We start from the raw sequence: 13,669 nt of genomic DNA on the forward strand, positions 1-13,669 counted from the left end.
GGTACTAGGGTTTAACGCTATTGTTTGAACGTTATCAAGCGGGTGAACAAGCCGTACTTGTCCATTTAGACTTTCCAGATGAAAGCAGTAGAGAAGATCTTAGCGAATTTAAGATGTTAGTGTCTTCTGCTGGCGTACAAGCGTTAACCGTTGTGACAGGTAAGCGAAATACTCCGCATCCCCGTTTTTTTGTTGGCTCAGGTAAAGCAGAAGAAATTCGTGAAGCTGTGCACTTAGTTGGTGCTAATATTGTTCTGTTTAACCATAGTTTATCGCCTTCTCAAGAAAAGAATATTGAAGCATTGTGTGAGTGTCGAGTAGTCGATCGTACAACCCTGATTCTTGATATTTTTGCACAACGAGCTCGTACTCATGAAGGTAAATTGCAAGTTGAACTAGCACAATTGCGTCATATGAGTAGTCGACTGATTCGAGGTTGGACTCACTTAGAAAGGCAAAAGGGTGGCATTGGTCTTAGAGGTCCAGGTGAAACTCAGCTTGAAACCGATAGACGTTTATTGCGTGAGCGCATGGTTAATATCCGTAAACGTTTAGGCAAAGTTGAAGTTCAAAGACAGCAAGGGCGAAGAGCTAGAAGTCGAGCAGAGTTACCAACTTTATCTTTAGTTGGCTATACCAATGCTGGAAAATCAACGCTGTTTAATACATTAACACAAGCTGACGTGTATGCAGCTGATCAGTTGTTTGCTACTTTAGATCCAACATTAAGAAAAATTGATTTATCCGGTGTAGGCCGTGTAATCTTAGCTGATACAGTTGGTTTCATTCGTCATTTACCTCATGATTTAGTTGCGGCTTTTAAAGCAACACTTACTGAAACTCGTGAAGCTGAACTGCTATTGCATGTGGTTGATATTTCAGATGACAGACGTAGTGATAATATTGAGCAAGTTGAATATGTGCTTAAAGAGATAGATGCAAGCGATGTACCTCAGCTCATTATTTGTAACAAAATTGATAATTTAGACGATATTGAACCGCGAATAGACAGAGATGATCAAGGCATGCCAATTCGTGTGTGGCTGTCGGCTCAGGCTAACATAGGTACTGAGTTGTTATTTACTGCGCTTGCTGAGCGTTTAGATATTAAAGTAGTAAATCACCAGTTAACTATTCCACCAAGTGCTGGAAAACTACGTGGTGAGCTTTACAAGTTAGATTGCGTTACTAGCGAAACTTTTGATGAGCAAGGCCACTGTCACTTAGAGGTTAATTTACCTTCGCGTGAATGGGAAAGGTTAATTGCTACTAAATACAGTGAGCTAATCGATTATATTGAACATTGATATAACTAAATTTTAATTGTAGTGGCGAACATTTAATTTCGCCGATTTTTGTGGAGAACAATATGGCTTGGAACGAACCGGGGAATAATGATAAAGACCCCTGGAAAAATAAAGGTGGCAAGAACCAAGGTCCACCAGATTTAGATGAACTTCTGAATGATCTTGGTAAAAAAGTTACTGGAATTTTTGGTGGAAAAACCACTAAAGGTGGATCTGGGTCGGGTAAAAGTTTTTCCAGTATTGGGATATCCATTCTTCTTATTGTCGCATCCGTCGTTTACGCATTTAGTGGTTTTTATACCATTAAAGAAGCTGAGCAAGGCATTGTCCTAAGATTTGGTGAATATTCAGGTACCGTTGAACCGGGTATTAACTGGAAGTGGACCTTTATTGACCGCATTATTCCTGTTGATATGCAAAGTACGCGTGAAATGCCATCATCGGGCTTTATGTTGACGAGAGACGAAAACGTAGTAAGTGTTGAAATGCAAATTCAATATCGTGTCGTTGATGCTCGTAAATACATTTTCAGCGTTACCAATGCTGATGATAGTTTAAATCAATCTCTTGATAGTGCACTTCGTTATGTTGTCGGCCATGCTAATATGGATGACATTTTAACCAGTGGCCGTGAGACTATTCGTCAGTCAGTATGGGAAGAGTTAGATAAAATAATTGCACCTTATGACCTTGGTTTAATCATTGTTGATGTTAACTTTAAAGATGCTCGTCCACCAAATGAAGTGAAAGACGCTTTTGATGATGCGATTTCAGCACAAGAAGATGAAGTTCGTTTTTTACGTGAAGCTGAGGCTTATGCTCGAGGCATTGAACCACGTGCTCGTGGTCGTGTTAAGCGTATGGAACAAGAAGCGCTTGCTTATAAAAGTCGTATAGTGCTAGATGCTGAAGGTGAAGTTGCTCGTTTTGATAAAATCTTACCAGAATATCAAGCTGCTCCTAAAGTCACGCGTGAACGTTTATACATTGCCACTATGGAAAAAGTGTATGGCAATACCAGTAAAGTAATGGTTGATGTTGATGGCGGTAATAATATGATGTACTTACCTTTAGATAAGATTATCCAACAACAAAATACCAGCACGCGTAGTGGTAAAACTAATTATGCACCAGTAATTGAGACTAATGTAAATACATCACCTACTTCATCATCAGATCGCTCTGATAGATTTAACAATGGGAGTAACTAATAAATGAAGAATTTTTCCATTGCTATAGTATCGCTACTTCTCATTTTAGCAGTATCGTCAGTTTTTGTTATTTACGAAGGCCAACGTGGCATCGTATTCCAATTTTCAAAAATTAAACGTGATAGTGCTACTGATGAAATGAAGGTCTATGATCCTGGTTTACATTTCAAAATTCCATTTATTGAGACAGTACGTAAACTAGATGCACGTATTCAAACACTAGATGAACCAGCAGATAGATTTGTTACCTCAGAGAAAAAAGATTTAATGGTCAATTCATTTGTGAAATGGCGTATTGTTGATTTCTCTACCTATTATCTACGTACTTCAGGTTCAGTAGATAATGCTCGTGCGCTATTAAAGCAAAAAGTGAACAATGGCTTACGTACAGAGTTTGGTAACCGCACCATTAAAGAAATTGTTTCTGGTGATCGTGACGCGATAATGAGTAAAGCGCTAGAAAGTGCTGCGAGCAGTCGTGAAGATCTTGGAATAGAAGTCGTTGATGTACGTATTAAAGCGATTAACTTACCGACAGAGATAAGTAATTCTATCTATGAGCGTATGCGCGCTGAGCGAACTGCGGTTGCCAAGGAGCATAGGTCGCAGGGACAAGAGCAAGCTGAAATTATCCGCGCTACTATTGATGCTAAAGTAACAGTAATGTTAGCAGAAGCACAAAAGAACGCTTTTACCATTCGTGGTGAGGGTGATGCAATGGCAGCGAAAGTTTACGCTGATGCGTATGGTAAAGATGCAGAGTTTTATAGTTTCTATCGTAGTCTTGAGGCTTACGAAAAGAGCTTTAGCAGTAAAAATGATATTATGGTGGTTAAACCTGACAGTGATTTCTTCCGCTTCTTGAAAGAAGGCAGTGAAGCTAAAAAATAACTATCATTAAATTACTTATACTAGCCAGCATATTTGCTGGCTTTTTTATGCCTAAATTTTACTGTATATGATTACGTTGAGTTATGGATAATTATAAATTTAACATTATGAAACAAATGGTCTTGCAAAAATCTGATATTTTGAAAGTCATAGATTGAGGTCTTGCGATATTATTGTAAATGTCGTCACAAACTAAATATTAATTAACAAAGGAATAAAATGAACATAATAAAATATCTAATCGCTGTAATTGCATCGTTACCAATGACTGCTACATTGCTGGCAGCTGAAGCACCTTTAGTTTCAATAAAAACACAAGATGATTTCTTTAACAATATAAGTAAGCACTGTGGCAAATCATTTGAAGGTCAGGTCTCTGTTGATAATGCTGCTGGAGGTAGCTTTGCCAATAAAAAATTAATCATGCATGTAAGAAAGTGTAGTGATAGTCAATTACAGGTACCTTTTCATGTGGGGAATGATGCATCACGTACCTGGATTATTACTAAAACGGGTTCAGGCTTATCGTTAAAGCATGATCATCGACAAAAAGATGGGAGTAATGATAAGTCTACTATGTATGGCGGTCATACTAATGATGCAGGTTGGGCTGAGATGCAATCTTTTCCAGCAGATCAATACTCTAAAGAACTCTTTGTCGAGCAAGGCATACCACAATCAGTAGGTAATACCTGGCAAATGTATATATACCCAGAAAAGTTTACCTATCGTTTAATCCGTCAAGGCAGGGAGTTTAGAGTTGATTTTGATTTAACCAAGCCTGTTAGCACGCCAGTCATCCCTTGGGGTTATCAATAATTTATTGTTAAGTTATTAACTTAAGTGTTTATTTTAAGATCATTAAAGAAATTAGCTTAAAAGCTGCTTTTTAGCTTGGACTATAAATAATTTTTTGGTAGAATCTTCGCCTAATTTTCTTACGAAATAGTAAAGCAATGGGCAAAAATGTAGTTGTTCTCGGCACTCAATGGGGTGACGAAGGTAAAGGTAAGATCGTAGACTTACTAACCGATAAAGCTAAATATGTAGTTCGTTATCAAGGTGGCCACAATGCAGGTCATACTTTAGTGATCAACGGTGAAAAAACCGTGTTACATCTTATTCCATCAGGCGTATTACGTGATAACGTGAAATGTCTAATTGGTAATGGTGTAGTTTTATGTCCTAAAGCTTTGATGACAGAAATTACCATGTTAGAAGCTAAGGGTGTTCCAGTACGTGAACGCTTACTCATTAGTGACGCATGTCCACTAATCCTTCCTTACCATAACGCTTTAGATGCAGCACGTGAAATTGCGCGTGGCAATAAAGCCATTGGTACTACAGGACGTGGTATTGGCCCTGCATATGAAGATAAAGTTGCACGACGTGGTTTACGCGTTGGTGATTTATTCTGTGCAGAAACATTTGCGGCTAAACTTAAAGAAATTGTTGAATATCATAACTTCTCATTGGTTAACTACTATAAAGTTGAGCCAGTGAACTATGAAGAAGTTCTTGCTGACGCAATGGCAGTTGCTGATATCATTAAAAATATGACCGCTGATATTTCAGAAATATTAGATCAAGCCCGCATCGCTGGTGAGTCTATTATGTTTGAAGGTGCTCAAGGTACTTTACTTGATATCGATCATGGAACATACCCATACGTAACCTCTTCAAATACTACTGCTGGTGGTGTTGCAACAGGTTGTGGTGTTGGTCCTCGCCACCTAGATTACATTTTAGGTATTACCAAAGCTTACACTACCCGTGTTGGTTCAGGTCCTTTCCCTACGGAATTGGATGATGAGATTGGTAATCACTTAGGCACTGTAGGTCACGAGTTTGGTGCAACTACTGGCCGTGAACGTCGTTGTGGTTGGTTTGATGCTGTTGCAATGCATCGTGCAATTCAAGTCAATAGTGTAACAGGTTTCTGTTTAACTAAACTTGATGTACTAGATGGCTTACAAACATTAAAAATCTGTACAGGTTACAAAACTGAAGCTGGTGATATTATCACTGTACCGCCAACGGCTGCTGAAGGTTATGAAAAAATTACGCCTGTATATGAAGAAATGCCAGGTTGGACTGAAAGCACTGTTGGTGCAACATCAGTTGATGCTTTACCTGAAAATGCACTTGCATATATCAAGCGAATTGAAGAAATTACCGGTGTACCAGTAGATATTATCTCTACCGGTCCAGATCGTGTTGAAACGATCATTAAAGTGAACCCTTTTCTGTAAAGTCCAGCTTTAGGTTCCCTTATCCAATAAGGAGAAAGTAATTTCAAATAATAAAGTCCAACCAAGTGTTGGACTTTTTTTTGCCTTTTAATCAACAATTTGATGAGTATCTTTCCGGCATAATAGAATACCCAAAAGAATCAGCATATAGGAAGAAAGCTGCAATTACAGATCTTAGAGGGGAGGTCCTGCATTGGTTAACTAAGTCGTTCTTAGAGTTGATAATGCCGTATTTAAGCTGTTTTAGCTCGTAAACTGATAACAATTGAAAATAAAAGAAATGTAGAATCTATACGTTTTACTAATCCTGTCTGTTTAAAGCCATGGATATCACTGTATGAGTGTTAACTGATAGTCCGCGGAGTGCTAAGGGCTTTGTGATCTGTTACCTAGATTAATTCAGTTGTACTTTCATAGTCTATTTTATAAGGCTTATCGTTAGATAATGTGTTTAAAAGTTGATTAAGTCTATTTCAACGCCAGTAAGTCATATTTATACTTAAATACTTAGTCACTAATAGCCAATATTTATAAAATTGATATGATTTTCTCGAAGGCTAGCGTTACATTGGTTATAGCTTAGATGGAGGTTATATAGTAAAACAGACTTGTATTACTCTATCTATATGAATACCATATAAGTAAGTAAAAGCGACTGTTCAAAGCAATAATAAAAAATACAGAGCTATACTTGTACTAACAACAAAACCAACACTACTAAATAACGCATTAGGAATTCTCATGACAGATCTACGCCAGCAAGCACTTGATTACCATGCATTGCCAACACCAGGAAAAATAAGTGTTTCATTGACTACAGCAGCAGAAACTAGTCAAGATTTGTCACTTGCCTATAGTCCGGGTGTTGCTGAACCTTGTCGAGAGATTGCAAACAATCCCGACGACGTTTATAAATATACAGGAAAAGGTAACACTGTTGCTGTAATTACAAATGGCACCGCTGTATTAGGTTTAGGTAATATAGGGCCAATGGCATCAAAGCCTGTTATGGAAGGCAAGTCTTTATTATTCAAACGCTTTGCTAATATTGATTCTTTCGATATTGAAGTAAAACACAAAACGGTTGAAGAGTTTGTTAACACGGTTGCTAATATTGCAGACAGTTTTGGCGGTATAAACCTTGAAGATATTAAAGCTCCTGAGTGTTTCGCTATTGAAAAAGCATTAATTGAACGTTGTAAAATTCCAGTATTTCATGATGATCAACATGGTACTGCGATAGTAACGGCAGCAGGCATGATGAATGCGTTAGATATTCAAGGTAAAGACATTAAACAAGCTAATATTGTTTGTTTAGGTGCAGGTGCTGCAGCGATAGCTTGTATGGAATTATTGATCAAGTGTGGAGCTCAGAGAGAAAAAATCTACATGCTTGATACTAAAGGTGTGATACATACTCGTCGTGATGATCTTAATGAATATAAAAAATTATTCGCTAACAATACCGACAAAAGAACATTAGATGACGTTATTGAAGGCGCTGATGTTTTTGTTGGTGTTTCAGGCCCTGATCTTCTATCACAAGAGCAAGTGAAGGCTATGGCAGATAAACCGGTTATTTTTGCGTGTTCAAACCCTGATCCTGAAATTAAACCTGAGCTAGCCTTAGCAGCTCGTAATGATGTCATTATGGCTACTGGCCGCTCTGATTATCCTAACCAGGTAAACAACGTTTTATGTTTCCCATTTATTTTCCGTGGTGCATTAGATGTCCGAGCTCGTACTATTAATGATGCTATGAAAATAGCAGCGGTACATGCTATTAGAGCGCTTGCTAAAGAACCTGTACCTGCAGAAGTACTTAAAGCAAGTTGTGAGAAAGATCTTAGTTTTGGTAAAGATTATATTATTCCTAAACCTACAGATCCTCGTTTGTGTAGTGCCGTTGCTAGAGCAGTGGCACAAGCAGCAGTAGACTCAGGCGTTGCCGCATTAGAAATGCCAGAAAACTATATGGCTTAGTTATTTTTCATCCACTAGTAAGAATGAAAAGCTTTATTTAGTTTTTGATTATTTTGACAACAATATAAATAAAGGTCATGGTATGAAAATTACCCTGGCCTTTTTTATTGGACATTTATTATGAAGAAAAAATTCTTACTAGCGGTACCACTAAGTATTTTGTTCTCACTGTGTTTATTTAGTTGTTCACAAGCAACGCAGAACCAACCTCAACTTCAATCAAAAGAAATCATAAAAGAAGGACATAACCAAGTGAGAGAAAAAAAAGAGCAAGTTTGGCAACAAGTCACAGTGAACTATTATGATTTTGAAGGTGGTTTTTATGGTTTAACTTCTCAAACTGGCGATAAACTGTTACCGATGAATTTAGCCAAGCAATATAAACTTCAAGGCACAGTACTGAAAGTAAAAGGCAAAGTCATAAAAGATATGATGACCATTCAACAATGGGGTCAACCTTTTAGAATTGCTGAAGTTGAATTAATTAAGTTAGGCCATAGCTCTGGCAAAAACAAAGGAGCTGAATACTAAGGTTTGCCACAAGATAAAGGCTGATTAAATAAGGTCAACTGGCTTTTTCCTTCAATAAACTGAACTTGATAGAGCATTTGGTATTCTTTTTCCGTTATATCATCTACTTTTTGATTGCTTAACAACTGAGTTAGTTGAGGAGTAGTATTACTATGTCCCACAATGAGAGCATTTTCTTTACGTTCTTTTAAAAGTAGTGAAAACTGTTCAAGTTCTCCAGGATTATAATTTTCAATAGCTAGCTTTTCTCTGCTTGATACAGGTTTGGCCGTAGACATGGTTCTTTGATAGTCCGTGCTGTAAACAGATTTAATATTTGCTGTACTTAGCAAAGTCGCTAATTGATCTGCTCTTTCTTCACCACATTGAGTTAATGGTGGATTTTTAACATCAGCTTGTTTTTCAGCATGTCTGACAAGGTAAAGAGTAAAGTTATCACTTGCTAAGCAAGGTTGAGTCAATAATATACTGGCAATCATTAAACTGAATTTTTTCATAGTCTACTTTTCTAATAAGAGAGGATTATCAGCGTGAAATTAATTAAATTTCACGCTGAGCATTGGCGTTTCGTCAGTTTAAAATAAACGATTTAAACCGTTCAAGGCTGCAACACGAAATGCTTCGGCCATTGTCGGGTAATTGAAGGTTGTTTCAACAAAGTATTCTATGGTATTTCCATCATTTTTTTGTTGCATGATTGCTTGGCCGATATGAATAATTTCAGCTGCATTTTCACCGAAACAATGGATACCAAGAATCTCTTTAGTCTCACGATGAAAGAGAATCTTTAAAGAGCCAACTAAGTTATTAGAGATTTGGGCTCTTGCTAGATGTTTAAACTGCGCACGGCCAACTTCATAGGGTATTTTAGCTTCGGTGAGTTCTTGTTCCGTTTTACCGACCGAACTAATTTCAGGAATAGTGTATATACCTGTTGGAATATCAACAATTAGCTTAGCTTTACTACTGCTATCAACCATCGCAGAAGCAGCGATTCGGCCTTGATCAAAAGCTGCACTCGCTAAACTTGGATAACCAATAACATCGCCCACAGCAAAGATATTGTCTACGTCTGTTTGATAGCAATCATTTACTTTCAACTGACCACGACCATCAGCTTGTAAACCAGCGGCAGCCAAGTTCAAATCTGCTGTATTACCAGTTCGACCATTTGCAAACAGTAAACAATCGGCACGCATTTTTTTGCCTGATTTTAAGTGTACTATGACTGCATCGTCATTAGCCTCAACTCGTTCTATTTCTTCACCATGGCGAATAACTACGCCATTATTCCATAAGTGATAACTAAGCGAGTCTGACATTTCTGCATCGAGAAATGATAATAACCGTTCTCGAGTATTAATTAAGTCAACTTTTACCGCTAAGCCTCTAAATATTGAAGCATATTCGCTACCTATAACACCAGCGCCATAAATAATGACATGCTGCGGAGCATGTTTAAGACTTAAAATACTGTCAGAATCATAAACACGAGGGTGATCAAAGTCGATATCATCAGGGCGGTATGGTCTAGATCCTGTAGCAATCAAAATTTGTTTTGCAGAAATTTTGTCAGTAGAGCCATCAGGGTGCAAAATACTGACGGTATTGGCGTCAATAAAAGAAGCTTGCCCTTGTATATGTTCAACGCGATTACGATTATAAAAGCCACTGCGTAGATTAACTTGTTTTTGAATTACCGCAGAAGCATGACTTAATATGTCTTGAAAGGTAAGTCGCTTTGCTTGGTTGTTCTGTTTAAATAGAGGATTTGAATTATATTCAATTAATCTGCTCACTGATTGGCGTAAAGCCTTTGATGGAATAGTACCCCAATGAGTACAACCACCGCCGACTTGATGGTAACGTTCAATAATAGCAACTTTCTTCTGGCGCTTAGCAAGGTTCATTGCTGCGCCTTCACCCCCTGGGCCAGTACCTATGATAATTACGTCATAATCAAAACTTTTTTCTGCAGTATTGCTTGTCTTTGATTTAACCAAAAGTGAGCCCTCGTTTTTATTTATGATAAAAATATAGCAATAGTTTATCAGAACTAAAACTGACAATATTGAGCTAATTCAGTATTATGATAATAATATTCAATTTATGTCAAAAAGAGTCACTTAGATGAGTGGTGTAAGAGCACAACAAAAAGAAAAGACCCGTCGTCAGATTATCAATGCAGCCCTGAATCAACTGAGTGCGGAGCGAAGTTTTTCAAGTTTAAGCTTACGTGAGGTTGCAAAAGAAGCTGGGCTAGCACCGACATCTTTTTATCGTCATTTCTCAGATATGGATGAATTAGGTTTAACTTTAGTAGATGAAGCGGGCTTAACACTCAGGCAGCTAATGCGGCAGGCTAGACAACGTATAGCTAAAGGAGGATCTGTTATTCAAATATCAGTCCAGACTTTTATGGAACTAATAGAGAGTAACGGAAATATTTTCAGACTCTTATTACGTGAGCGTTCAGGGACTTCTGCTGCTTTTCGTGCTGCAGTAATACGAGAAATTCGTTATTTTACTATGGAGCTTTGTGATTATCTCCAAAAAGCAAACCAACTTGAGGCTGAAGTTGCTTATATGCAAGCTAATGCCGCAGTAACCATTGTTTTTAGTGCTGGTTCGGATGCGCTCGATATTGAAGAAAAAGCAGAGCGAGATCATTTGGCACAACAAACAATTCAGCAATTACGCTTTATTGCTCGTGGTGCACTTGAGCTTAGTGATCGTCGCAAAGTCTCAAGAAAATCTCGTTAGTTACTTTCTTGTTAAGATGACACCGGTCTCTACATGATTGGTGTAAGGAAACTGGTCAAACAAAGCAAATTTATCAATTTGGTGTGTTTCTACCAATAACGCTAAGTTATCTTTTAATGTTTCAGGGTTACAAGAGATATAGATAATCTTATTGAAACGTCTCACTAATTCAACGCTGTCTCTATCTAACCCTGCTCGAGGTGGATCAACTAGCACTGTATCGTAATTATATGTCGTTAAATCGAAATCTTCTAAGCGCCGAAACTTACGTTCACCATTCATCGCCTGACTAAATTCTTCACTCGACATTCGCACAATATCGATATTATCAATACCATTCTTGCTAATATTAACCTGTGCGGAACGAACTGAGGTTTTTGATATCTCAGTGCCTAATACTCGATCAAAGTTCTCAGCTAATGCGATACTAAAGTTGCCATTACCACAGTAAAGCTCAATAAGATCCCCACCTGCATTTTGCGTTGCTTGTTGAGCCCATAATAGCATTTGCTCATTAACACCAGCATTCGGTTGGGTGAAACTGTTTTCAACTTGTTGATAAATGTAAGTCTTGTTTCCGACTTTTAATGACTCCATGACATAGTCTTTATCCACAATAATTTTCTGCTTCTTGGCGCGACCAATGATATCTACTGGCGCAATTACTGAAAGTTGTGCTTTTAACTTTTCAGCTTCAACTTGCCAATTATCTTCTAAAGGCTTGTGGTAAAGCATACTAATTAATAATTCTCCACTTAGTGTGGATAGGAAGTCGACTTGAAAGAGTTTATAGCGCAATTCTTTGTGGTTTTTAATTGCAACAAGCAGAGCTTTCATTGCGTTATTAATTAATTCACTAGCGACAGGAAAATCATCAACTCTAAATTTGGCCTTAGTCTTACTATCAAACATGATGTAATAAAGATCATCACCTTCATGCCAAACTCTAAATTCAGCTCTTTGACGATAGTTTAACGGTACTGAAGGGTATAAATCAGGAGTAGGTAAATTAAAAACACTAAACAACTTAGCCATATCTTGTTGTTTTTGTGATAATTGCGCATCGTAATTATCGGGATGAATGTGACTAAACATATAAGTGCCTTGTATAAAGAAATAGAGATTAAAATATCAGCGCGAATTTTACTATCGACTTAGCTTTTGTCTAGCTCTTAATCACCCTATTCAATAAATAAGTTAATATTAGCGGATTTACTCAAATTCAGATGGCTGAGCGGAAGTGGATAACATGTAAATGCTCAGTAATAAGGTAAATATAGAAAAGCATTTTTAATAACAATTGAGTTGTAGCTGGAATAAGCAGATGAATAATCATAAAAAAAGCCGCGGAATAGCGGCCTTTTAGTTTAAAAATTATCGCATGATTAATCTTGCTTATTATCATCTGTTCGTTCTGGGCGCTCTTTGGCTTCTCTTACTTTTAATGTCCGCTGTTGAAATTCTGTATCATTCAACGCTTCAATGGCATTATCTAAATCATTAGCTGCCATTTCAACAAAGCCAAAACCGCGTCGTTTTCCAGTATGCTTATCTTTCATTAAACGCACAGAATGTACAGATCCGTGAGCAGAGAACAATTCTCGTACTGAGGTTTCATTCGCTCTATAAGGCAAGTTACCAACATAAAGAGTTCTAACATCTTCAGTTGAAGTAGAAGCTTTGTTGGTACTAGATGAACTTGGAGTGGCTGATACATTACTAGAAAGTAAAGGTGCAAGGAAAGCACTAACAAATACTAAACTGGCAACAAGAATAGAACTAGCCGGTACGACAAAAGTGACAATATAAGCGATGATAGCGAACACAACAGCTATGATGACTGTTTGTAATGTTGGAGACTTCATATAAAGATACCTAATTATTATTTTAATAAACTAATTTAACTGCTTGAATTTAAGCAAATAGCAATTCTATGTTACGCAGCTTTTTATAATGTGCAACTATCAAGTGCAAAGTTTATGCAATTAATCTAATTTTGCAGAGAAAAGACTAATAATATTAGTCATTATAGTTGTTTAATTGAACGTGTTGCCTTTTAAGTGAACGAACGATCCAATATATTCACATTTAATTAGAAAAGGAGTTGACCTAATAATAAAACTCTCTACAATGCGCTCCAGTTCCAAGGGGTTCACACAAAATGAATCATCAAAGAACTGTTTTGATAAGTTATCTAGATGCTTTTAAGCTTATTTCGATAACTTAACGTCAGGTTTTAAAGTGTATTTAAAATACTTTGCTCTTTCTTTAAGAAAAACGTTGACATCAAAACTAAGGAGCGTATTATACGCCTCCTGCTTCGGGGCAGCAGCAACGAAGTTAAGCGAATAACGAATGAGATTATTTGCTCCTTAAGTCTTTCGATTTAAGATTCTTTAACAATTAGTTATCATGCAATTTGTGTGGACACTCACATTATAGTTGTTTTACTTAGTTTCTTCGCTTTTATTAGCAAGAACAAAAAAACGCTTAATGATGAATGTCACACAGATAAATATATACTTATATATGTAATGCGATATCAATTTACTTTAATTAGTAACTGGTATCACGACAGAATTCATTGAGCAGCGAGTTTATCTCGCACAAACGATTTTTAATTGAAGAGTTTGATCATGGCTCAGATTGAACGCTGGCGGCAGGCTTAACACATGCAAGTCGAGCGGTAACATTTCTAGCTTGCTAGAAGATGACGAGCGGCGGACGGGTG

12 protein-coding genes and 1 rRNA gene are annotated in these 13,669 nt (G+C 37.3%); 9 read left to right on the forward strand and 4 right to left on the reverse strand.

Annotated elements, in window-relative coordinates:
• Positions 1–20: 20 nt before the first annotated feature.
• From hflX to ND2E_RS11435, 7 genes are all read left to right on the forward strand, one after another.
• A complete protein-coding gene (gene hflX, locus ND2E_RS11465) occupies positions 21–1,307 on the forward strand; it encodes a ribosome rescue GTPase HflX (RefSeq protein ID WP_033093721.1) in 1,287 nt (428 codons plus the stop codon).
• A gap of 62 nt (positions 1,308–1,369) precedes the next feature.
• A complete protein-coding gene (hflK, locus tag ND2E_RS11460) occupies positions 1,370–2,518 on the forward strand; it encodes an FtsH protease activity modulator HflK (RefSeq protein ID WP_033093722.1) in 1,149 nt (382 codons plus the stop codon).
• 3 nt (positions 2,519–2,521) lie between these two features.
• Positions 2,522–3,409, forward strand: a complete 888-nt coding sequence (hflC, locus tag ND2E_RS11455; RefSeq protein ID WP_033093723.1) for a protease modulator HflC — start codon at positions 2,522–2,524, stop codon at positions 3,407–3,409.
• Positions 3,410–3,673: 264 nt separating this feature from the next.
• Positions 3,674–4,228: a hypothetical protein gene (locus tag ND2E_RS11450; protein WP_395858423.1), complete on the forward strand. Its 555-nt coding sequence runs from the start codon at positions 3,674–3,676 to the stop codon at positions 4,226–4,228.
• A 137-nt stretch (positions 4,229–4,365) separates the two neighbouring features.
• Complete coding sequence (locus ND2E_RS11445; protein WP_033093724.1) at positions 4,366–5,661, forward strand: adenylosuccinate synthase; 1,296 nt, start codon at positions 4,366–4,368, stop codon at positions 5,659–5,661.
• A 741-nt stretch (positions 5,662–6,402) separates the two neighbouring features.
• Positions 6,403–7,644 (forward strand): malic enzyme-like NAD(P)-binding protein, encoded by a 1,242-nt coding sequence (locus ND2E_RS11440; protein WP_033093725.1) that lies wholly within the window; start codon positions 6,403–6,405, stop codon positions 7,642–7,644.
• Positions 7,645–7,764: 120 nt separating this feature from the next.
• Entirely contained in the window at positions 7,765–8,175 is a 411-nt protein-coding gene (locus ND2E_RS11435; protein WP_033093726.1) for a lipoprotein, read from the forward strand.
• On the opposite strand, the gene ND2E_RS11430 is transcribed toward ND2E_RS11435, so the two are convergent.
• Positions 8,172–8,672 (reverse strand): phosphoglycerate mutase family protein, encoded by a 501-nt coding sequence (locus tag ND2E_RS11430; RefSeq protein ID WP_033093727.1) that lies wholly within the window; start codon positions 8,670–8,672, stop codon positions 8,172–8,174. The genes ND2E_RS11435 and ND2E_RS11430 overlap by 4 nt on opposite strands.
• A 78-nt stretch (positions 8,673–8,750) precedes the next feature.
• A complete protein-coding gene (gene sthA / locus ND2E_RS11425; protein ID WP_033093728.1) occupies positions 8,751–10,178 on the reverse strand; it encodes a Si-specific NAD(P)(+) transhydrogenase in 1,428 nt (475 codons plus the stop codon).
• A gap of 127 nt (positions 10,179–10,305) precedes the next feature.
• Between sthA and fabR the strand changes: the two genes are divergently transcribed.
• On the forward strand, positions 10,306–10,938 hold the full coding sequence (fabR, locus tag ND2E_RS11420) for an HTH-type transcriptional repressor FabR (RefSeq protein ID WP_033093729.1): 633 nt from the start codon (positions 10,306–10,308) through the stop codon (positions 10,936–10,938).
• On the opposite strand, the gene trmA is transcribed toward fabR, so the two are convergent.
• Complete coding sequence (gene trmA, locus ND2E_RS11415; protein WP_033093730.1) at positions 10,939–12,033, reverse strand: tRNA (uridine(54)-C5)-methyltransferase TrmA; 1,095 nt, start codon at positions 12,031–12,033, stop codon at positions 10,939–10,941. It abuts the gene before it with no gap.
• 290 nt (positions 12,034–12,323) lie between these two features.
• Entirely contained in the window at positions 12,324–12,803 is a 480-nt protein-coding gene (locus tag ND2E_RS11410; protein ID WP_033093731.1) for an RNA recognition motif domain-containing protein, read from the reverse strand.
• Between the two features lie 753 nt (positions 12,804–13,556).
• Here ND2E_RS11410 and ND2E_RS0121450 point away from each other — a divergent pair.
• Positions 13,557–13,669, forward strand: a 16S ribosomal RNA gene (locus ND2E_RS0121450); the annotation flags it as partial.

Origin of the sequence: Colwellia psychrerythraea, from assembly GCF_000764225.1 — a bacterium.
GTDB lineage: Bacteria > Pseudomonadota > Gammaproteobacteria > Enterobacterales > Alteromonadaceae > Colwellia > Colwellia psychrerythraea_D.